We start from the raw sequence: 21,122 nt of genomic DNA, 5'->3' as shown, positions 1-21,122 counted from the left end.
GCTTTCGCCTATGCGGAGGCGGGATGACGGACAGGTGACAAAGTGAACGACAATGACCGGGTAATCGCTGCAGCGCGCGAATGGGCGGGCGCGCCGATGGCGCTGGCGACGGTGGTATCCACCTGGGGTTCCGCCCCGCGCCCGCGCGGCAGCCATATGCTGGTCCATGCCGATGGCCGGTTCGAAGGGTCGGTATCAGGTGGCTGCGTTGAGAACGACATTATCGCCACGGCTGCTCAGGTGATCGGCGGTGCGCCCGCCGTGCTGAAGCGATACGGGGTTGAGGACGCGGCGGCGTGGGAAGTGGGCCTGCCATGCGGGGGCGAGATCGCGGTGCTGGTGCAGCCGGTCGCGGCCCATGGTTTCGACCCCGAACTGTTCGAGCGTATCGCAGAAGCGCGCGGCGCCGGCCGCAGCCTGTCGGTATCGACCGACCTCGGCAGCGGGCAGTCATCGCTTCGCCCGGTCGAGGGGGCGGCGTTCGTCAATCGCTATGACCCGCCCCGCCGCCTGCTGATCGTGGGCGCGGTGCAGATCGCGCAGTCACTGGTCGGGCTGGCGGTGCCGCTTGGCATCCAGACCATCGTGATTGACCCGCGCGAACGATTCCTGACGGCGGAGCGGTTTCCCGGCGTGACGCTGGACGATCGCTGGCCCGATGAAGCGATAGAGGCGCTGGGCCCGTCACGCACCAGCGCGGTCGTGACGTTGAGCCACGATCCCAAGATCGACGATCCCGCACTGATCGCCGCGCTGGCTGCGCCCACCGGCTATGTGGCGGCATTGGGCAGCCGACGCAGCCATGCCGCGCGCCTTGAGCGGCTGACCGCCATGGGCGTTAGCGAGGACCAGTGTGCGCGGATCGACGCACCCGCCGGCTTGGCCATCGGCGCCATCGGCCCTGCCGAGATCGCCCTGTCGATCGCCGCGGCGATGGTCCAGGCCTGGCGGAGCGACGTGGCGTGATCGCGGCCGAAGACACCGCGCTGGTCCTGTTGGCGGCCGGACGCTCGAAGCGGTTCGGTGACATCGACAAGCTAGAGCAGCCCTATCTGTCAGAACCGCTGGGTTTTCACGTCGTCACCGCGCTGGAAGCCGTGCCCTTTCGCACGCGCATCGCGGTAATATCGGGCACCTGCCTCGATTTCGCAGGGCGGGGATACCGGGTGATCCTCAACGATCACGCGGAACAGGGGCAGGGCGGATCGCTGGCCCTGTGCATGAAGCCGGTGCGTGAAGCGGGGGCAAAGGCGGTGCTGGTCGCGCTGGCCGACATGCCGCGCGTAACGGCGACGCACATCTATCGCCTGCTCGACACGGCGGTCGGAAGCGATGCGGTGGTCGCGTCAAGCGACGGGGTGTGCCCAATGCCGCCCGCGCTGTTCGGTGCGGACCATTTCGGTGCGCTGGAGTCGCTTACGGGCGATGCTGGCGCGCGTGCGCTGGTGCGCGCGGGGCATCATGTGGTGACCAGCCCTGCCGAGTTGATCGACATTGATACGCCCGACCAGTTGACCGAACTGCGTGAAAAGATCCGGGGCGGCGGCATCTGACCACCGCCCCGGTCGAGCTTAGCGCGCGAAGCTGCGCGGCGCGGGGCTGACCGTAACGGTCGTGCCGCCACGAACTTCCTTCACCTCAAGCGCGCGCTCGGCCACGCCGTCGCGCCCGAAGCGGAATGCACCGTCCAGCCCGGCAAAGCCGTCGCCGTCGTTCAGCCGGGCGGCGGGAAAGGCGCTGCCGACGCGCCAGTCGCGGGCAATGCGGACCGTCAGCAGCACCGCATCATAGCCCATGGACGACAGTCGATAGGGCGCCGTGCCGAAACGGGTGCGATATTTGCCGGCATATTGCTGATACAGATTGTTCGCCACGCTGGCGTACCACGAACCGTTCAGCGCCGCGTTCGCCCCGACGTTCGAGTCGGTATTCCACAATTCGGTGCCCAGCACGCGCGCCGCGCGACCATTGGCGCTGCGACGAAGCACAGGAACCGCGCCCGCCGCCGTTTGTGCGCCATCGGCAATCAGCACCGCCTGATAGGGTTCGGACAGCCGTCCGATCGCCGCCGAAATCGAGCGCGAGGAGCGGTCAAAGGTCTGCAACGCAACCACCCGGCCGCCCGCCGATTCGACCGCGCGCAGGAAACTGGTGGAGGCGCGTTCGCCATACAGGCCCGACGGGACCAAGCCCGCAAAGTCGTTCACACCGCTACGGCGCGCATGTTCGACCACCCGCTCGATCGACTGGGCGGGGGTATAGCCCATGACGAACACCCCGTCGCCCGCAACGCTGGTGTCGTTCGAAAAGCTGATCACCGGCACGTCCGCCCGCCGCGCGATGGCCGCGATGGCACGAACATTTTCGCTGAGCAACGGCCCCAGGATCAGGCGATTGCCGTCGCGAATCGCGGCCTGTGCAGCGGCGGCAGCCCCGCGCGCTGTGTCGTAATTGGTGATTCGCACCGCTTCGCTGCGGCTGTCGAGCAGCGCGAGCTGAGTCGCGTTGGCCAGGCTTTGTCCGACGCGCGCATTCGGCCCCGTCAGCGGCACCAGCAACGCGACGCGGTGGCGTGTCTCGTCCTGCGGCAATCCGGGGCGCACGGGCGCGGGACCGGGGGTGGGGCGAGCGGTGGGCGGCGGAGCTTCACCCGGCGGCGCACCGCGCGGCACGATGGTGGAACAGGCGCTGACCGCCATCGCCACCAACATGGTCGCCAGGCGTCCCAGACGTATTCCCGGTTGCGGTTTCCCAAGCGCCTCTGCCATGGCTATTCCCCTCATGTACGCCGAACTCTTGCCCGGTCTCTATATCGTTGCCACCCCGATCGGCAATCTCGGTGACCTTTCGCCGCGTGCGGCACATATCCTGTCGCACGCCGATGTCGTGGCCGTAGAGGATAGCCGCGTGACCGCCAACCTTCTCCGCCACATCGGCGTGAAGCGGCCGATGACCCCGTATCACGATCACAATGCCGATGGCGTCCGGCCCGGTTTGATCGCGCGAATGGGTAACGAAGTCGTCGCATTGGTCAGCGATGCGGGCACGCCACTGATTTCCGATCCCGGTTACAAGCTGGTGCGCGATGCGCGCGCGGCGGGGCATCTGGTGGTGACGGTGCCGGGTCCGTGTGCGGCGGTGGCGGCGCTGACGCTGGCGGGGCTGCCGACCGACCGGTTTCTGTTCATCGGCTTTCTGCCGTCAAAGGCGCACGCCCGCAGCGAAGCAATTTCCGAGATTGCGGCGATTCGCGCCACGCTGATCCTGTACGAATCGGGGCCGCGCCTGTCCGCCTGCCTGACCGCGCTGGCCGAGGGTCTGGGCGACCGGGAAGCAGGCGTCGCACGTGAAATCACCAAGCGGTTCGAGGAATGCGTGACCGGCCGCCTGTCGGAACTGGCCGCGCGCTATGCCGATGCGCCGCCCAAGGGGGAGATCGTGATTATCGTCGCCCCGCCCGAAGCGCCGCCACCCGCCGGCGCCGAGGATGCCGACGCCGCGCTGGCAGAGGCGCTGACCCGCCTGCCGCCCGCCAAGGCCGCGGGCGAAGTGGCGAAGCGGCTGAAGCTGGACCGTCGTGAACTCTACGCACGCGCTATGGCGATGAAGGGCGAGCGTTGAGGGACCGCCACGCCGCCGAAGCACGCGGGCGGCGGGGGGAGGATCAGGCCGCATGGTACCTGCGACTGAAGGGCTGGACCATCGTGGCGCAGCGGGTGCGGACGCCAGCGGGTGAGGTGGATCTGATCGCCCGGCGTCCCGGCGTCGTCGCCTTTGTCGAGGTAAAGGCGCGCGCCACCGCTGCTGAACTGGACCATGCCATCGACATGGCTCGACTGACCCGCGTGGCCGCAGCGGCGGAAGTGCTGGCGCCCGTTCATGCGCAACCGGGTGACGATGTGCGGATCGATGTCGTGCTGCTGGCGCCGGGATGTCTGCCCCACCATATCGAGAATGCCTGGATCGGGTGACAGGCGGCAAAGGGCGGCGTAAGGCGCGGCCCCGCCCGAATTGCGCTGGAGGAAATAATGGCCCTGACCGTTGCCGTGCAGATGGACCCGATTGCGGGCATCAACATCGCTGGCGATTCGACCTTTGCGCTGATGCTGGCGGCACAGGCGCGCGGGCACCGGCTGTTTCATTACACCGCCGATCAGCTCAATTGGTCGGACGGGCAGCTTTGGGTCAACGCCCGCCCGGTCGAGGTGCGCGCGGTCATGGGCGACCATTTCACGCTGGGCGATCCGGTGCGGCTGGATTTGGGCGACGAGGCGGATGTCGTGTTGATGCGACAGGACCCGCCGTTCGACCTTGGTTATATCACGGCCACGCATTTGCTTGAGCGGATCGCGCACAAGACATTGGTGGTGAACGATCCCGCCAGCGTCCGCAACGCGCCCGAAAAGGTGTGGGTGCTGGATTATGCCCGTTTCATGCCGCCGACGCTGGTCACGCGTGAGACGGAGGAGGCGCGCGCGTTTCTGGCAACGCACGGATCGGTCGTGATCAAGCCGTTGCACGGCAATGGCGGCAAGGCGATCTTCAAGATCGACGAAGGCGGCCAGAACCTCTCCTCGCTGATCGAGGTTTTCAACACCGCCTGGCGCGAACCGCATATGGTGCAGGCATTCCTGCCCGGCGTGGCCAAGGGCGACAAGCGCATCGTGCTGGTCGATGGCGAAGTCGCGGGCGCTATCAATCGCTTGCCAGGGGAGGGCGAAATCCGCTCCAACTTGGCGGTCGGTGGCCGGGCAGAGGCGGCGGAGCTGACCCAGCGCGAGCGCGAAATCTGTGCGGCGCTCGGCCCGGAATTGAAGCGGCGGGGGCTGATCTTTGTGGGGATCGACGTAATCGGCGGGGAATGGCTGACCGAAATCAACGTGACGTCGCCAACCGGCATCGTCGCGATCGACCGCTTCAATGGCACCGATACGGCAGGTACGATCTGGGATGCGATCGACGCGCGGCTGGCGGCTCGCCGCTAGGGCGATTGCGCGGCGCCATGCGCGCGCCTATCAGGCGCGCGACCGTCATTTGAAGGACTTGCATGACCGACCGCCTGATCGAACTCGTGGGCGCCTGGGGCTATCTGGGCATCGCTATCGCGATGTTCCTGGAAAATGTGTTCCCGCCGATCCCGTCGGAAGTCATCATGGGCCTGACCGGCATGGCGGTGGCCGACGGGCGGCTGGGCTTTGCTCAATCTGTGGCGGCGGGCACGCTGGGCGCGGTGCTGGGCAACTGGGTCTGGTACTGGGTGGGGCGCATTGTCGGCTATGCCCGGTTCCGCCCGCTGATCGACCGTTATGGCCGCTGGCTGACACTGGATTGGGCAGAGGTTGAAAAGATCATCGGCGTGTTCACCCGTTATGACCGGGTAATTGTGTTCTGGGCGCGCTTCCTGCCGACGGTCCGCACCATGATCTCATTGCCGGCGGGCATGCTGCGTATGTCGCAGGTGAAGTTCCTGTTCTGGACAACGCTGGGAACCGCCATCTGGAATTCGGTGCTGATCGGCGCGGGCTATATCCTGAAGAACGAGTTCAGCCAGTTCGAGCGTTTCTACGGCCCGGTCGCGATCGTGATGATGGTCGCGGTGGTCCTGCTGTATCTCTATCGCATCGTTACCTGGCGGCCGCAGGCCTGAGCCGCTCGGCGCGCTGGCCCATGCGGGCGAGCGCACGCTGCACCGTGTCGCGACCAGCCAGATGGCCGACCCCGACCGCCATGAACACCGTTCCCGGTTGCTCCAGTCGCCGGACGATCCATGCGGCCCAGCGGCGGTTGCGGTCGGTCAGGATCGCCTTGCCGAACGCTTCCGAACTGGCGCGCTGATCGGCGTCCACGATCCGGCCAAGCCGTGCGACATCCCCGGCAGTCCATGCGGCGAGCACCGCGTCGGTCGAATCGCACGTCCGGTCCATATTGTCGAGCTGTCGCATCAGCATCGTCAGTTGCGCCTGTTCCGGCAGCGCGTCGAAATAGCCGAGTTGCTCGACGCGCGGCTCCAGCCCGATGACTGGCTTGTCGGCGCGCCGTGCCGCTTCTGTCAGCACAGCCTCCACGCCCGCGGCCGAGGCATAGCCGCGCCGCTTGAGCGGCAGAACCGAAAGCGTGGTCGCGGCCAGCCATGGCTTGACCCGGTCGAACGCCCCCGCCGGATAGCCCAGTTCCGCCAGCGCAGCGCTCAGCTTGGGGCGATAGGCGGGCGGCAGCCGTTCGGGGAGGGTGGGGCCATCCGACGTGCGGCCGATCGCGTCCTGCGTCCGCTGCGCCTCAGCCGCGTCGACCGGTGGCGTTTCGAGGACGAGCATTTCCGCGCGATCGAAAGCGGCGCGCACGTCGTCATCGAACCATGCAATATCGGGCTTCAGCCAATGGACGCTGCCGAACAGATAGATCGTGGTGTCGTCGTCGCGTACAACCCAGATGGGCGGATCTGCCGGGACCGGCGGCGGGGGCGCGGCAGGCCCGGCGAGCGTCAGGGCGGCAATGGCGAGGATCAGGCGGGTCGGCATGATGTGCCTTGCCCTAGCGGGTCGCGCCATATCCGTCGCGTCCGATCAGCCCAGCCGCTCCAGCGTAGACACCAGATCATCATAATGGTCGATCACCGCATCCGCGCCCAGTTCCTCGACCGGCTGCATCATGAAACCGAAGCTGACCGCCACCGCAGGGACGCCTGCCGCATGCGCGGCGCCAATATCGTAGATGGAATCGCCAACGAATGCCGCGCGCCCGCCGCCCATGCGCGCAACCATTTCCTCGATCAACGCAGGGCTGGGTTTGGCGTTACCGGGGCCGAGCGAGTCGCCGCCCAGCACCACTTCGAACCGGGGCGCGAGATCCAGCTCGCGCAGCAGCTTGTCGGCCAGCCCGAACAGCTTGTTGGTGACGATGCCCACCCGCACGCCGCGCGAAACCAGTGCATCCAGCGCGTCGAGCATTCCCGGATAGGCGACCGTCCCGGCGGAGATATTGGCCTCATAATATTCGAGCAGTTTGGGGTGTAAGTCCGAAAGCGTCGCCTCGTCACAGCCACCCGATGCCCGCAGCCCTTCCGCCAGCATGTGCCGCGCGCCGCGACCGATCATCGGCTTCACCGTCTCGACGGGCAGCGCGGGGCGGCCCGCCAGCGACAGGGCATAATTGACCGCGCCCGCCAAATCGGCAGAGGTGTCGAACAACGTCCCGTCCAGGTCGAAGCCGACGATCGAAAAGGGAAATGCGCTCATCCGCGCGTCGATGCCCCCTTGGCTATGGAAATAGCAAGACTTTCGTGGCAGCGCCCGTCGCCGACGCAAGCGAAAGGAACAGGATGCAACCCATTGCCGCCATTGTCCTCGCCGCCGGGCGGGGCACGCGGATGCGATCGGACGTGCACAAGGTGCTTCACCCGATTGCTGGCAAACCGATGCTGCTGCATCTGCTGGACAGCGTGTCGGCCCTGGGCGCCGAACGGCAGGTTGTCGTGGTGGGCGACCGGCGCGAACAGGTGGAAGCCGCAGTCGCAGGGCGCGGCGTCGGCATCGCGCATCAGGCAGACCAGCTGGGAACGGGCCATGCCGTGGCACAGGCGCGCACCGCGCTGAACGAATTTTCGGGCGATGTGCTGATCCTGTATGGCGACGTCCCGCTGGTCCAGCCCGCGACGATGCGTGCGATGCTGGACCGGTTGCACGGCGACGATGCGCCTGCGTGCGTGGTGCTGGGCTTCCGGCCCGCCGATCCGGGCGCTTATGGCCGTGTGATCGCGGATGAAGCGGGCCGTATCGATCGCATGGTCGAATTCAAGGACGCGACCGAGGCGGAGCGCGCCGTGACCTTGTGCAATTCGGGGCTGATGGCGGTGCGGGGCAACGATCTGTTCGCGCTGCTCGACCGGGTCGGCAACGACAATGCAGCGGGTGAATATTATCTGCCCGACATCGTGATGCTAGCCGCAGCCGACGGCCGGACGTCGGCGGTAATCGAAACCGGCGTCGTCGAAGTGACGGGCGTCAACAGTCGCGGTGAACTCGCCGCGCTGGAGGCCCAGTGGCAGGCCGCCCGCCGTGGCCGGGCAATGGCCGAGGGCGTCACGCTGATCGCGCCCGAAAGCGTCTGGTTCTCCCACGACACCGAACTGGGCCGCGACGTAACGGTTGAGCCGAATGTGTGGTTCGGTCCGGGCGTGCGTGTTGCCGACGGCGTCGTCATCCATGGCTTTTCCCACCTTGAAGGATGCGCGGTTGAAACGGGGGCGGAGATCGGCCCCTACGCGCGGCTGCGGCCCGGCGCCGATATTCGCCGTGACGCAAAGGTCGGCAATTTCGTCGAGTTGAAAAAGGCTGTGCTGGGGGAAGGCGCAAAGGCCAATCATCTCAGCTATATCGGCGATGCGGATGTCGGCGCCGGTGCCAATATCGGTGCGGGCACGATCACCTGTAACTATGACGGCTATTTCAAATATCGCACCACCATCGGCGCGGGCGCGTTCATCGGGTCGAACTCGGCACTGGTGGCGCCCGTTTCGGTCGGAGACGGTGCGATTGTGGGTGCCGGATCGGTGCTGACCAGCGATGTCGAGAGCGATGCGCTGGCGCTGGCACGGGCGCGTCAGGAAGTGCGCGCGGGATGGGCGGCCCGTTTCCGTTCAATGATGAAGGCGCGAAAGGCGGCAAAGTAAGATGTGTGGTATTGTCGGAATTCTCAGCACGACGGACGTTGCCGATCGCCTGTTCGACGGGCTGAAGCGCCTAGAATATCGCGGTTATGACTCGGCGGGCATCGCGACATTGCATGATGGCGAGATCCAGCGCCGCCGTGCGCAGGGCAAGCTCGCCAATTTGGGCCGCCGTCTGGCGGAGGAGCCGCTGCCGGGGCATGTCGGCATTGCTCACACCCGCTGGGCAACGCACGGCGCCCCCACCGAGGACAATGCCCACCCGCATGTGGCCGGCGCCGTTAGCGTGGTTCACAACGGTATCATCGAAAATTTCAAGCCGCTGCGCGATGAACTGATTGCAGAGGGGCGCACGTTTAACAGCCAGACCGACACGGAGGTTGTGGCCCATCTGATCGACCGTGCGCTGAACGAAACGGGTGATCCGGTCGCGGCGGTGCGGGCGGTTCTGCCGCGCCTGCATGGTGCCTTTGCGCTGGCCATCCTGTTCCGCGACCATCCCGAACTGTTGATTGGTGCGCGCCTGGGCTCGCCGCTGGTGGTCGGGCATGGCGAGGGGGAGAGCTATCTAGGCTCCGACGCACTCGCGCTGGCCCCGCTGACCCAGCGGATCGCTTATCTTGAGGAAGGCGACTGGGTCGTCGTGACGCCGCAGGGCACGCAGGTCTATGACCAGCAAAACGCGCCTGTCGACCGGCCCGTGACGATCAGCGGCGTGACCGGTGCCCTGATCGACAAGGGCAATCACCGGCACTTCATGCAGAAGGAGATTTTCGAACAGCCGATCGTCGTTGCCCAGACGCTGCGTTCCTATCTTCAGCGGCTTGAAGGCAAGATCGCGCTGCCGATCCCCGATTTCGACCTGTCAGGCATCCGCCGCGTCACGATCGTCGCTTGCGGGACCAGCTTCTATGCCGGGATGGTTGCCAAATACTGGTTCGAGCAATTCGCCCGCGTGCCCGTCGACATCGATGTGGCGTCCGAGTTCCGCTACCGCGCGCCTGTAATGGAGCCGGGCGGGTTGATGATCGTCGTCAGCCAGTCGGGCGAAACCGCCGATACGCTGGCCGCGCTGCGCCACGCCAAGGAGGAAGGGCAGACGATCGCCGCGGTCGTCAACGTGCCGACCAGTACCATGGCGCGAGAGGCCGACCTGCTGCTGCCCACCCATGCCGGGCCGGAAATCGGCGTTGCCTCGACCAAGGCATTCACTTGCCAACTGGCCGTGCTGGCAGCTTTGGCCGCCAACCTTGCCAAGGCCAAGGGCCGTTTGAGCGAAGAGGAGGAGCGCGAGATCGTCCGCCATCTGGCGGAGGCACCGGCATCGATCAACGGCGCGCTCGCCTATGACGAAGCGATTGAGGGCATGGCCGGGATCATCGCGGCTGCGCGAGACGTGCTGTATCTGGGCCGTGGCACCGACTATCCGCTCGCGCTCGAAGGCGCGCTGAAGCTTAAGGAAATCAGCTACATCCACGCAGAAGGTTACGCGGCGGGTGAAATGAAGCATGGTCCCATCGCGTTGATCGACGATGCGGTTCCGGTGATCGTCATCGCACCGTCGGGCCCGCTGTTTGAAAAGACCGTGTCGAACATGCAGGAAGTGCAGGCGCGGGGCGGGAAGGTTGTGCTGATTTCCGACTATGACGGCATTCAGGCGGCGGGTGACGGATGCGTTGCCACCATTACCATGCCAAAGGTCCACCCGCTGATCGCGCCGATCGTTTACGCCGTGCCGGTGCAGCTGCTCGCCTATCACGTTGCGGTCGAAAAGGGGACCGATGTGGACCAGCCGCGCAACCTGGCGAAGAGCGTGACGGTGGAGTAGCCGCTTTGGCCGTGATCGCGCCCCCCGAAGCGCCGCCCGTCCGGCGGCCGCGCCCTTGGTATCGGCACCTGTACGTTCAGGTGCTGGTCGCCATCGCGGCGGGTGTCACGCTCGGGCATTTCGTGCCCGCCACCGGGGAAGCGATGAAGCCGTTGGGTGACGGTTTCATTAAGCTGGTCAAGATGATCATCGCGCCGGTGATCTTCCTGACTATCGTCACCGGCATTGCGGGAATGCGCGATCTGGCGGCGGTTGGCCGGGTGGCAGGCAAAACGTTCGGCTATTTCCTGACCTTCTCCACGCTGGCGCTTTGCGTCGGGTTGCTGGTCGCCAATGTCGTGCGGCCTGGTGCCGGTCTAAACATCGACCCCGCGAGCCTGGATGGCGGAGAGGTCGCGGCCTACGCTGCCAAGGCGCATGAATCGACGCTGACGGGCTTTCTGCTGGGTATCATCCCCGACAGTTTCCTGTCCGGCTTGGCGGGCGGCAACATCCTGCAAACGCTGTTCGTTGCGATCCTGTTTGGCATCGGGCTGGCGATGATCGGGGAGCGGGGCGCGCGAGTCACCGACGCGCTGGAGGACCTGTCCCTCGCCGTGTTCAAGGTGGTGGCCATTTTGATGAAGGCCGCGCCGATCGGGGCCTTCGGTGCCATGGCCTTCACCATTGGCGCTTACGGGCTGGGGGCGCTCGCCAATCTGGCGGCGCTGGTGGCGACATTCTATCTTACGTCGCTGCTGTTCGTCGTGGTCGTACTGGGCGCAGTCGCGCGCGTGGCGGGCTTTTCGCTATTCAGGCTGATCGGTTATCTGAAGGCCGAATTGCTGCTGGTGCTTGGCACCTCATCCTCCGAAAGCGCGCTGCCTGCGCTAATCGAGAAGATGGAGCGGGCCGGCTGTCCGAAATCCATCGTCGGGCTGGTGGTGCCGACGGGCTACAGCTTTAATCTGGACGGCACCAACATCTACATGACGCTGGCGGCGTTGTTCATCGCACAGGCCACCAATGTCGACCTGACCCTTGGCGAACAATTGCTGCTGCTGGGGGTGGCGATGCTGTCGTCTAAGGGGGCAGCGGGCGTCACCGGCGCGGGGTTCATTACGCTGGCGGCCACGCTTTCGATCGTTCCCTCCGTGCCGGTTGCCGGGATGGCGCTGATCCTTGGCGTCGACCGGTTCATGAGCGAATGTCGCAGCCTGACCAACTTCATTGGCAATGCGGTGGCAACGATCGTGGTTGCCCGGTGGGAGGGGCGCTTCGACAAGGCCCGTTTCGACGCCGCGATCCGGGGAGAGGCGTTACCCGTCGATGAGCAGGACGCAGACGCCATTCCCGCCGAATAACCGCAAACGCTTGCGATATCAGCGTTCGTCACCCTAGAAACCATTGACCAGATTTTCCGGGGGGTTCGCATCATGTCGCGTCTGAAGCCGTTATTCCTTGCTGCCACGCTGTTGACCGCTCCCGCCGTCGCGCAGCAAGCGACCGCGCCAACCGGCGTGGCGACGCGTCAGGTGGGCAGCGCGACGCTGCAAAACGTGCCCGAAATCCCCGACGATGTGCGCGCCGCCGTTCAGCGTTTTCAAAACAGCCGCTCGGCGGAGTTTCAGGACTGGCTGCCCGACGGGTCGATGCTGATCACCACCCGTTTCGGGACCACGGCGCAACTCCACCACGTGGCGGCACCGGCTGCGACGCGGCGGCAACTGACCTATTATGCCAGCCCGGTTGCCGGGGCAAAGGCGCTGCCGGGCGCGAGCAACCGCTTCATCCTGACCCGCGATACCGATGGCGACGAGTGGTTTCAGCTGGCGGTCAAGGGGCTGACCGGACCTGAGGCATTGCTGACGGAACCGGGGACGCGCAACGGATCGCTGGTGCTGTCGAAGGACGGCAGCCTGGCCGTCTGGGCACGCGCGACCAAGGGCGCGGCGGGCTATACCATCCTTGCCGCCGACCCCGCCCGGCCAGGCAGCCGCCGCCCGATTTACGTGGCCGACGGTGCCGTTGCCCCTGCGGACCTTTCGGCGGACAAGGCCCGACTGGTGTTCCAGCGTTCGATTTCCAACCGCGAAAGCCAGATATTCGTCCTCGACTTGGCCAGCGGCAAGGCGACGCGCGTGGCGTCTGATGCGCCGACCGCGCGTTACGAGGACCCGCGCTTCCTGACCGGCGGCCGCAGCCTGATCGCCATTTCGGATCGCGACAGCGATGTGCGGCGACTGGTCGAAATCGACATCGCGACCGGGGCGGAGCGTGTGCTGACGCCGGGGCTGGAATGGGATGTCGAGGGTTACGACCTGTCCGACGACGGGCGCATCCTTGCCTATTCGGTGAACGAGGATGGTTTCAGCCGCGTGGTGGTGCAGGATCGGGTAACGCGCCGCGTGCTGCCGCAGCCAACCTTGCCAAAGGGCGTGCTATCGGCGCTGAAATTCGGGCCTGACAATCACAGCCTCGCCATCGGGCTGTCCAGCGCAACTTCGGCAGGCGATGTCTGGGTGTACGATACCGTGGCGGGCGGCGATCCGGTGCGTTGGACCTATAGCGAACTTGGCGATCTGGACCCCGCAAAGCTGGCAGAGCCGGAACTGATCCGCTTCAAGTCGTTCGACGGGCTGTCGGTTCCGGCCTTTGTGTATCGCCCCACGGGGGTCGCGGCCGGTGCGCGGACGCCGGTGATCATCGACATTCATGGCGGGCCAGAGGCGCAGACGCGGCCGATCTGGAATTATGGCGCGCAATATTTCGCCGACGTGCTGGGCGCGACGGTGATCCTGCCCAATGTTCGCGGCTCCGACGGCTATGGCAAGCGCTACCTGAACCTCGACAACGCTGAAAAGCGTGAGGACTCGGTCAAGGATATCGGCGCGCTGCTGGATTGGGTGAAGGCACAGCCGAACCTGAATGCGTCAAAGGTCGCGGTCTATGGCCAATCCTATGGCGGTTATATGAGCCTGGCGGTCATGACGCATTATAGCGACCGCTTGGTCGGGGGCGTGGAGCGGTATGGGATCAGCGATTTCCGCACCTTCCTTGAGCGGACCGAGGCGTATCGTCGCAACAATCGCCGCGCGGAATATGGCGACGAGCGCGACCCGGAAATGGCGCGCGTCTTTGCCCGCATCGCGCCGATGGCGAACCTGTCAAAGATCAGCAAGCCAATGCTGGTGATGCAGGGCGCGACCGACCCGCGCGTACCCCAGTTCGAAAGCGATCAGGTCGTCGCCAAGCTGCGCGCGCAGGGGGTAGACACCTGGTACGTGCTGTTCAGCGACGAGGGGCACGGCTTTCAGAAGAAGGACAGTAATGACCTGCGTCGGGAGGTCGAAACCGTGTTCCTTCGCAAGCTGTTCGGCGACGCACCCGCGCGTTGAGCAGGGGCGCCGCCGTCGTTTCAGACGACGGCGGCCTGCGCCTTCTGGTCGGCATAGGCCTGTGTGCCGCGATGGATCACGCGGTCGCCCTCGACAATCTCGGCCACAGGGATTGAGGGCAGGGGACGGATCTGTTCGTACAGCGGCGCGAAGTCGGTTTCGACCGTGACGCGCAGCAATTCGTCGAAGCTGGGCACGACGAAGTAATTCTGCTGGAAATCGTCGATCCGATATTCGGTGCGCATCACGCGCGCCAGATCGAAGCCGATCCGGTTGGGGCTGGGATCGTCCAGCGCAAACACGCTTTCCGCCGATGACGAGACGATTCCCGCGCCGAAGATGCGCAGGCCGTCATCCTCCTCGATCAACCCGAACTCCACCGTATACCAGTAGAGCCGCGAAAGTTGCGGCAGTGCCCCCAACTCCAGCGCGCGCAGTCCACCACGGCCATAGGCAGCCAGATAATCGGCAAAGACCGGGTCGGCCAGCATCGGAACATGCCCGAACACGTCGTGGAACACGTCCGGTTCCTGTAGATAGTCGAGCTGATCGGCACGGCGGATAAAATTGCCCGACACGAACCGGCGATTGGCCATATGTTCGAAGAATACATCGTCGGGCACCAGCCCTGGCACGGCCACGACCTGCCAGCCGGTCAGCTTCATCAGGCGTTCGGACAGGTCGTCGAAATTGGGAATGCCCGATTCGGACAGCTTCAACGCTTCCAGCCCGCGCAGATAGGCGCTGGATGCGCGTCCCGGCAGCAATCGGGCCTGTCGTTCGAACAGCGTATCCCACACGCCATGTTCCGCCGCCGTGAAGGCGTCCCAATTTTGTGGGATGGTCCAATCGGCGGCGGCGCCCGGCGGGGGGGTGTCGTGGATATGCGTTTCAGCGGTCATCAAGGGAATATAGTGGCAACGGATCCGAAACTGAACAGGCTGAAAGGATTGGCGGGCGCCGTGGCCGGCCTGTTGCTGGCGGTTGCGATCTTGGCCCAGAGCTACTGGGTTGCCGGGTGGATCGGCGGTGCAATTCCGGCGCGGGGCGGAATGGCGCCGCCGGCGGCGGGCGTGCCGGTCTGGGTTGAGGATAATGGCATCCACACCGGCATCGTCCTGCCGAAATCAGCCTTGCCGCCAGACATGCTCGCGCAGTTCAGTGCCGACGATCTGGCTGACCCGCGCTTTGGCGGGCGCCCCTGGCTTGCAATCGGCTGGGGCGACCGGGCCTTCTATCTTGAGACGCCGACATGGAGCGACCTTCGTGCGGAAACGGTGCTGGCGGCGGCGGTCGGCAGTGATGATACGGTGCTGCATGTAGAGCATGTGGCCGCCCCGCGCGGTGGCCCGGCGGTGCGGCGCGTGCTGCTGCGGCCCCAACAGCTCGCGCGACTGATCGGCTTCATCCGCGGCACCATGGCCCCGGGTGGCTCCGCGCACGGCTATGGCGGCTGGGACGCCTTTTACCAGGCGCGCGGCCATTACAGTGCCATTCGCACCTGCAATGCCTGGACCGGAGAGGCGCTGCGTGCTGCCGAAGTACCGATGGGCCGCTGGACCCCGTTTTCCGGCACGGTGATGTGGTGGCTATGATCCAGAACGCCCGGCGGCTGATGCTGAGCGAAGTGCCGCGCGGATTGATGGGCCTGGGCAGGCTGACGGTGGCAAGATCGGCGCTGATGGATGTACCGCGCGGCGACGGCGGGACCGTTATGCTGCTGCCCGGCCTGTTCAACGGCGATCGTTCGAACATCGTTCTGCGACGTTATCTGAGGGCCATCGGATACCGCGCTGATGGTTGGGGCATGGGCCGCAATCTAGGCGAGCGCAGTGTGGGTGCCGATGGTGCACGTCTGCTTGCCGCGATTGAGCGGATGGCCGGGCGAACGGGTCAGCCGGTGGCGCTCGTCGGCATCAGCCTGGGCGGCGTGATGGCGCGCATCGCCGCGCGCCGGACGCCGGAACTGGTCCGCAGCGTCGTAACCGTCAGCGCGCCTTTTGCCGGACCACTGGATGGGATGCCGATGTGGCCGGTCTACCGCCACGTCCTTGGCATTGATGCCAACGATCAGACGGTCGTCTCCCTGCTCAAGGAAGCCGCCGCCCCTTCGCCAGTGCCTGCAACCGCGATCTGGAGCGCGCATGACGGGCTGGTCGGCGGAGCGACATGCCATGACGACCACTGCCGCGCGATCGAGGTGCGTTCCAGCCACCTATGGGTGCAGTTCAACCCCGACGTGCTGCGCGCGGTCGCGATCGCGCTCGCGCTCGCCAATTAGCGCGGCAGATTAGCCAGCGCGTCAATCGCGCCTTGCAGGATATGCGCGGCGGCCAGCGAATCAACCCGCTCGGCGCGTTTCGCGCGGCTCAGATCCTGTTCGATCATCATGCGCTCGACCGCGACGGTCGACCAACGCTCGTCCCACAACAGGATCGGCAGCGCCATGTCAGCCAGGTTGCGGGCGAAGGCACGGGTCGATTGCGTGCGCGGGCTGTCGCTGCCGTCCATGTTGAGCGGCAGCCCGATGACGATCCCGCGGACCGATTGTTTGCCGATCAGGTCCGCAAGCGCGGCCTTGTCCGCCGTGAACTTGCTCCGCCGAATCAGCGGGGCGCCGCTGGCAAAGCTCCACCCGGCATCGCAGAGTGCGGTGCCGATCGTCTTGGTGCCAACGTCCAGCCCGATCAGGCGCCCGCCATCGGGCAAGGCGGCGGCGAAATCGGCGGCCAGTGTCGCGATCAAGCGCCGAACGCCTGTAAACGCCGCGCCGCATCGGCACGGATGTTGGCCCAGAACAGGCTATAGTCGAACACATGGTAATTATTGCCCGGCAGGACATAGCTGCCCAGGTCAGGCGGACTGCCGATCATCAGCAATCCGCGCCCCTCACACCGGGCAGGCACCCGTCCTTGCTCAAGCGTGGCGGTCGTCAGATCGGCAGAGGGAAACAGCGCGCCCATATTGGCGGAGGCCGGGGCCGCGTCACCTGCATTGCCGGTCAGAGGATTGGTGCAGACCATGGCCGTACCCGCGCGCCGCGTTCCGTTGAAGCCAGTCGTAGCGTCGAACGTGTTGAGGATCAGCGACGGGTCGGCGGGTTCGGCGAAGCTCTGCCACGACAGGATACATCCGGCCTGATCGGCACGCTGACATTCGGGCAACCCCATTTCGGGCAGATCAGCCGTTCGCGAAACCGGCCAGCCGACGACATAGGCCGCGACGATCCGCGCCGCCAGCGGCTTGCCCGCGACCCGATCCTTCAACAGGCGCGACAGATGCAGCGCACCCTGGCTATGCCCGGCAAGGATAATGGGCCGATCGTCCCCCGCTTCGGCAAGGAAACGGTCGAACGCGGTCGTAACGTCGCCATAGGCCAGGTCGAGCGCCTTGTTCGCAGCGTCGGCGTTGGTCAGAAACGCGCCGAATGTCGCCTGACGATAACGCGGCGCCCAGATCGCGCCAACCTCGTTAAACGCCGATGCCTGCCCCCGCATGAACAGCGCCGCCCGGTCATTGGCCACAACATCGTCAAGGGGCGCGTTCCATTGTGACCGGTCCAGATAGGATGTCGGGTGGATGAAGAAGACGGCCGCGCGTGGGTCGGCGGCGGGCGTCAACCCTTGCGGCGTCCAAAGCGCGGGATTGTTCGGCTTGTCTGGTCGCGCCAGCCACATTTGCGGATCGGCATAGGCGCTTTCCCCCAACTGCGGCAGCGCCTGAAACCCGGTTGTCGGCACCATCGTCTGGCGCAAAAGCTGCACCCCAAACAGGCGATAGGCAAAGGCGGCGGCAATCGCGAGCATGATGAGGACAGCGACCAGATACAGGAATTTGCGGGCCAAGCGGGGCTTCCATTGTGCAATGCGACATGAGCCGGCGTGCGGCAATTCCGTTTCGATGCACCGCCTTTGCAAATGCTGCAACCGCCGGTTCGATAAAGGGCGCGCTTGAAGCGGCCCAAACCCGGTGCTAGCCGCGCGATATGTCTGTCGAACCTGCAACCGTCAAACGCATCGCCGGCCTAGCCCGCATCGCGATCACCGAGGAGGAGGCTAGCCGCCTCGCGCCCGAACTGGGCAACATCCTGGGTTGGATCGAGCAACTGGGGGAGGTCGATACCTCCTCCGTCGCGCCGATGACCGCGGTCATTCCCAACACGCTGCGCCTGCGCGACGATGTCGTCACCGACGGCAATGTCCGCGATGCCGTACTGGCGAATGCGCCACAAGCCGAACATGGTTTCTTCGCCGTGCCCAAGGTGATCGAATAATGACCGAACTGACCGACCTTGGCGTCGCGGCCCTTCGCGACGGGTTTCGTGGCGGCGATTTTTCCGCCAGCGAAGTGGCTAGCGCTTTCAACGCCGCCGTCGCCGGTGCGAAGGCGCTGAACGCGTTTATCGTCGATACGCCCGACTATGCACTGGCCGCCGCCGACGCCGCCGACGCGGCAAAGGCGGCGGGCGATGCGCTCAAGCCGCTGGCCGGCGTGCCGATCGGCATGAAGGACCTGTTCGCCACCAAGGGCGTCCAGACCACCGCCGCCAGCCACATTCTGGAAGGGTTCACGCCCACCTATGAATCGACCGTCTCGCAAAAGCTGTGGGATGCGGGTGCGGGGATGCTGGGCAAGCTGAACCTCGATCAGTTCGCCATGGGTTCGTCGAACGAGACGAGTGCGTTCGGCAATGTGATCAGTCCGTGGCGGCGCAACGACGGCGGCAATGCCGCGCTGACGCCGGGCGGCTCGTCGGGCGGCAGCGCATCGGCCATCGCCGCGCGGCTGTGCCCGGCGGCAACCGGCACCGACACCGGCGGCTCGATCCGACAGCCTGCCGCGTTCGTCGGCATTTCGGGCATCAAGCCGACCTATGGCCGCTGCTCGCGCTGGGGCGTCGTCGCCTTTGCCTCCTCGCTGGATCAGGCGGGGCCGATGGCGCGCGACGTGCGCGACTGTGCGATCATGCTGGAGGCCATGTCGGGCTTCGATCCCAAGGATTCGACCTCGCTCGACCTGCCGGTGCCGCAGTGGGAAGCGGGGCTGTCGCCCGACATGAAAGGCAAGCGCGTCGGTATTCCCAAGGAGTATCGCGTCGACGGCATGCCCGCCGAGATCGAGGCGCTGTGGCAGCAGGGCATCGAATGGATGCGCGATGCCGGGGCCGAGATTGTCGAGGTCTCGCTGCCCCACACCAAATATGCGCTGCCCGCTTATTACATCGTGGCCCCGGCAGAGGCTTCGTCGAATCTGGCGCGCTATGACGGCGTGCGGTTCGGTCAGCGTGAGTTGCCGGAAGGCGCGAACCTTCAGGACATGTACGCCGCTACCCGTGCTGCGGGGTTCGGGGATGAGGTGAAGCGCCGCATCCTGATCGGCACCTATGTGCTGTCGGCGGGTTATTACGACGCTTATTATACCCAGGCGCAAAAGGTTCGCGCGTTGATCGCGCAGGATTTCGAACGCGCGTGGGAACAGTGCGACGTGCTGCTGACGCCGACCGCACCGTCGGCTGCGTTCGCGCTGGGTGAAAAGCAGGCGGACCCGATCGCCATGTATCTGAACGACGTCTTCACCGTTCCCGCATCGCTCGCCGGCCTGCCCGCGATGAGCGTGCCGGGCGGCGTGGATGCACAGGGATTGCCGCTCGGCCTTCAGGTGATCGGCAAGCCTTTGGATGAACAGGGCGTGCTGAACGCGGGTCTTGCGATCGAACAGCGCGCGGGCTTTGTCGCGCGCGCGGACAAGTGGTGGTAAGATGAGCGAATACCGCATTCACGGCGCAACCGGCGACTGGGAAGTCGTCATTGGGCTTGAGGTCCACGCCCAGGTCACGTCCAACGCCAAGCTGTTCTCCGGGGCAGCCACCGCATTCGGCGCAGAGCCGAACACGCAGGTCAGCCTCGTCGATGCCGCGATGCCGGGCATGTTGCCTGTGCCCAATCGCGAGTGCATCCGCCAGGCTGTCCGCACCGGCATGGCGATCGAGGCTCAGGTCAACAAATGGTCGCGCTTCGACCGCAAGAACTACTTCTACGCCGATCTTCCGCAGGGCTATCAGATCAGCCAGCTTTACCACCCGCTGGTGGGTGAGGGGCGGATCGAGATTGCGCTGGATGAAAAGAACCCCGATGCCGGCACCAAGTCGATCGGAGTCGAGCGCATCCATGTCGAACAGGATGCGGGCAAGCTAATGCACGATCAGCATCCGACGCGCTCTTATGTCGATCTCAATCGCTCCGGCGTGGCGCTGATGGAGATCGTGTCGAAGCCCGATATGCGCTCGCCGGCGGAAGCGGGCGCCTATGTCCGCAAGCTTCGCACCATCCTGCGCTATGTCGGGTCATGCGACGGCAATATGGAAGAAGGCTCGATGCGCGCTGACGTGAATGTCAGCGTGCGTCGTCCCGGCGAGCCGTTTGGTACCCGCACTGAGACCAAGAACGTCAATTCGGTGCGCTTCGTCATGGCGACGATCGAATATGAGGCGCAGCGCCAGGTCGATGCGCTGGAGGCCGGTGGCCGCGTCGTGCAGGAAACCCGCCTTTTCGACCCCGACAAGGGCGAAACGCGGTCGATGCGGTCAAAGGAAGACGCGCACGATTATCGCTATTTCCCCGATCCGGACCTGCTCCCGCTGGAGCTGGACGACGCGTTCCTTGACGAATGCCGTGCCAGCCTGCCCGAACTGCCCGACGCCAAGCGAGCGCGCTATGTCGGTGAACTTGGCCTGTCGCCCTATAACGCGGCTGTTCTGACCGCCGAGGCGGAGACGGCGCGCTGGTTCGAGGCGCTGATGAAGGCAGGCGGCGAGACGGTGACGGCCAAGGCCGCGTCGAACTGGCTGATTTCCGACCTGTTCGGTGCGCTGAACCGTATTGGCAAGAGCATCGAGGATTCGCCCGTCAGTCCGGCACAGGGAGCCGAACTGTTGCGGCTGATCGCCGACGGCACCATTTCGAACACGCTTGGCAAGCAGGTGTTCGAGATCATGCTCGAAACCGGCCAGAATGCGGAGACGATTGTTGAGGAACGCGGTCTTCGCCAAACCAGCGACACCGGCGCGATCGAAGCGGAGATCGCCAAGGTGATGGCGGCGAATGCCGACAAGGTCGCCGATTATCGCGGCGGCAAGGACAAGCTGTTCGGCTTCTTCGTCGGACAGACCATGAAGGCGATGGGCGGCAAGGCCAATCCGGGCGTCGTCAACGAGCTGTTGAAAAAAGCGCTCGACGCCTGACCCCGCCGCCCT

The 21,122-nt window shown here is 65.5% G+C and carries 21 protein-coding genes; 15 read left to right on the top strand and 6 right to left on the bottom strand.

Annotation, left to right across the window (positions count from 1 at the left end):
- Positions 1-42: 42 nt before the first annotated feature.
- Together ACAX61_RS00415 and ACAX61_RS00410 are read left to right on the top strand one after the other, a co-directional pair.
- Positions 43-966, top strand: a complete 924-nt coding sequence (locus tag ACAX61_RS00415; RefSeq protein ID WP_370712862.1) for an XdhC family protein — start codon at positions 43-45, stop codon at positions 964-966.
- Complete coding sequence (locus ACAX61_RS00410; RefSeq protein WP_370712861.1) at positions 963-1,553, top strand: nucleotidyltransferase family protein; 591 nt, start codon at positions 963-965, stop codon at positions 1,551-1,553. The genes ACAX61_RS00415 and ACAX61_RS00410 overlap by 4 nt, the downstream gene beginning before the upstream one ends.
- Positions 1,554-1,571: 18 nt before the next feature.
- Here ACAX61_RS00410 and ACAX61_RS00405 read toward each other — a convergent pair whose 3' ends face one another.
- The gene (locus tag ACAX61_RS00405; protein WP_370712860.1) at positions 1,572-2,768 is read right to left on the bottom strand and encodes a penicillin-binding protein activator; all 1,197 of its coding nucleotides are present in this window, start codon (positions 2,766-2,768) and stop codon (positions 1,572-1,574) included.
- A gap of 13 nt (positions 2,769-2,781) precedes the next feature.
- Here ACAX61_RS00405 and rsmI point away from each other — a divergent pair, with 13 nt between their 5' ends.
- The 4 genes from rsmI to ACAX61_RS00385 all read left to right on the top strand — a co-directional run bounded on the left by rsmI (position 2,782) and on the right by ACAX61_RS00385 (position 5,647).
- Entirely contained in the window at positions 2,782-3,621 is an 840-nt protein-coding gene (gene rsmI / locus ACAX61_RS00400) for a 16S rRNA (cytidine(1402)-2'-O)-methyltransferase (RefSeq protein WP_370714857.1), read from the top strand.
- Entirely contained in the window at positions 3,618-3,971 is a 354-nt protein-coding gene (locus ACAX61_RS00395; protein ID WP_370712859.1) for a YraN family protein, read from the top strand. The genes rsmI and ACAX61_RS00395 overlap by 4 nt, the downstream gene beginning before the upstream one ends.
- 57 nt (positions 3,972-4,028) lie before the next feature.
- On the top strand, positions 4,029-4,985 hold the full coding sequence (gene gshB / locus ACAX61_RS00390; protein WP_370712858.1) for a glutathione synthase: 957 nt from the start codon (positions 4,029-4,031) through the stop codon (positions 4,983-4,985).
- A gap of 62 nt (positions 4,986-5,047) precedes the next feature.
- Positions 5,048-5,647: a DedA family protein gene (locus ACAX61_RS00385; protein WP_370712857.1), complete on the top strand. Its 600-nt coding sequence runs from the start codon at positions 5,048-5,050 to the stop codon at positions 5,645-5,647.
- On the opposite strand, the gene ACAX61_RS00380 is transcribed toward ACAX61_RS00385, so the two are convergent.
- Together ACAX61_RS00380 and ACAX61_RS00375 are read right to left on the bottom strand one after the other, a co-directional pair.
- The gene (locus tag ACAX61_RS00380; RefSeq protein ID WP_370712856.1) at positions 5,625-6,518 is read right to left on the bottom strand and encodes a TraB/GumN family protein; all 894 of its coding nucleotides are present in this window, start codon (positions 6,516-6,518) and stop codon (positions 5,625-5,627) included. The genes ACAX61_RS00385 and ACAX61_RS00380 overlap by 23 nt on opposite strands.
- Before the next feature lie 45 nt (positions 6,519-6,563).
- A complete protein-coding gene (locus ACAX61_RS00375) occupies positions 6,564-7,235 on the bottom strand; it encodes an HAD family hydrolase (RefSeq protein WP_370712855.1) in 672 nt (223 codons plus the stop codon).
- A gap of 83 nt (positions 7,236-7,318) precedes the next feature.
- On the opposite strand from ACAX61_RS00375, the gene glmU reads away from it, so the two are divergent.
- The 4 genes from glmU to ACAX61_RS00355 all read left to right on the top strand — a co-directional run bounded on the left by glmU (position 7,319) and on the right by ACAX61_RS00355 (position 13,870).
- Positions 7,319-8,668, top strand: a complete 1,350-nt coding sequence (gene glmU / locus ACAX61_RS00370; RefSeq protein ID WP_370712854.1) for a bifunctional UDP-N-acetylglucosamine diphosphorylase/glucosamine-1-phosphate N-acetyltransferase GlmU — start codon at positions 7,319-7,321, stop codon at positions 8,666-8,668.
- Position 8,669: 1 nt separating this feature from the next.
- Positions 8,670-10,493: a glutamine--fructose-6-phosphate transaminase (isomerizing) gene (glmS, locus tag ACAX61_RS00365; protein WP_370712853.1), complete on the top strand. Its 1,824-nt coding sequence runs from the start codon at positions 8,670-8,672 to the stop codon at positions 10,491-10,493.
- A 5-nt stretch (positions 10,494-10,498) separates the two neighbouring features.
- Complete coding sequence (locus ACAX61_RS00360) at positions 10,499-11,836, top strand: dicarboxylate/amino acid:cation symporter (RefSeq protein ID WP_370712852.1); 1,338 nt, start codon at positions 10,499-10,501, stop codon at positions 11,834-11,836.
- Between the two features lie 72 nt (positions 11,837-11,908).
- The gene (locus ACAX61_RS00355; RefSeq protein WP_370712851.1) at positions 11,909-13,870 is read left to right on the top strand and encodes a S9 family peptidase; all 1,962 of its coding nucleotides are present in this window, start codon (positions 11,909-11,911) and stop codon (positions 13,868-13,870) included.
- Between the two features lie 20 nt (positions 13,871-13,890).
- Here ACAX61_RS00355 and phhA read toward each other — a convergent pair whose 3' ends face one another.
- On the bottom strand, positions 13,891-14,772 hold the full coding sequence (phhA, locus tag ACAX61_RS00350) for a phenylalanine 4-monooxygenase (RefSeq protein ID WP_370712850.1): 882 nt from the start codon (positions 14,770-14,772) through the stop codon (positions 13,891-13,893).
- Positions 14,773-14,832: 60 nt separating this feature from the next.
- Here phhA and ACAX61_RS00345 point away from each other — a divergent pair, with 60 nt between their 5' ends.
- Both ACAX61_RS00345 and ACAX61_RS00340 read left to right on the top strand, forming a co-directional pair.
- Positions 14,833-15,465, top strand: a complete 633-nt coding sequence (locus tag ACAX61_RS00345; protein ID WP_370712849.1) for a TIGR02117 family protein — start codon at positions 14,833-14,835, stop codon at positions 15,463-15,465.
- Positions 15,462-16,151 carry an esterase/lipase family protein gene (locus ACAX61_RS00340; RefSeq protein WP_370714856.1) on the top strand — a complete coding sequence of 230 codons (690 nt, stop codon included), beginning with the start codon at positions 15,462-15,464 and terminating at the stop codon, positions 16,149-16,151. The genes ACAX61_RS00345 and ACAX61_RS00340 overlap by 4 nt, the downstream gene beginning before the upstream one ends.
- Here the strand turns inward: ACAX61_RS00340 and ruvX are convergent.
- Complete coding sequence (gene ruvX, locus ACAX61_RS00335; protein ID WP_370712848.1) at positions 16,148-16,615, bottom strand: Holliday junction resolvase RuvX; 468 nt, start codon at positions 16,613-16,615, stop codon at positions 16,148-16,150. The genes ACAX61_RS00340 and ruvX overlap by 4 nt on opposite strands.
- A complete protein-coding gene (locus ACAX61_RS00330) occupies positions 16,612-17,715 on the bottom strand; it encodes a DUF3089 domain-containing protein (protein WP_370712847.1) in 1,104 nt (367 codons plus the stop codon). The genes ruvX and ACAX61_RS00330 overlap by 4 nt, the downstream gene beginning before the upstream one ends.
- Positions 17,716-17,855: 140 nt before the next feature.
- Between ACAX61_RS00330 and gatC the strand changes: the two genes are divergently transcribed.
- The 3 genes from gatC to gatB are packed head-to-tail and all read left to right on the top strand — an operon-like array spanning position 17,856 to position 21,110.
- Complete coding sequence (gatC, locus tag ACAX61_RS00325; protein WP_370712846.1) at positions 17,856-18,143, top strand: Asp-tRNA(Asn)/Glu-tRNA(Gln) amidotransferase subunit GatC; 288 nt, start codon at positions 17,856-17,858, stop codon at positions 18,141-18,143.
- On the top strand, positions 18,143-19,627 hold the full coding sequence (gene gatA / locus ACAX61_RS00320) for an Asp-tRNA(Asn)/Glu-tRNA(Gln) amidotransferase subunit GatA (protein ID WP_370712845.1): 1,485 nt from the start codon (positions 18,143-18,145) through the stop codon (positions 19,625-19,627). Before gatC ends, gatA begins: the two co-directional genes overlap by 1 nt.
- A 1-nt stretch (position 19,628) precedes the next feature.
- Positions 19,629-21,110, top strand: a complete 1,482-nt coding sequence (gene gatB, locus ACAX61_RS00315) for an Asp-tRNA(Asn)/Glu-tRNA(Gln) amidotransferase subunit GatB (RefSeq protein ID WP_370712844.1) — start codon at positions 19,629-19,631, stop codon at positions 21,108-21,110.
- Positions 21,111-21,122: the final 12 nt, after the last annotated feature.

It is taken from the genome of Sphingomonas sp. IW22, from assembly GCF_041321155.1.
GTDB lineage: Bacteria > Pseudomonadota > Alphaproteobacteria > Sphingomonadales > Sphingomonadaceae > Sphingomonas.
The sequence above is the reverse complement of the archived record's forward strand: the minus strand, read 5'-3'. Positions and strand labels throughout refer to the sequence as shown.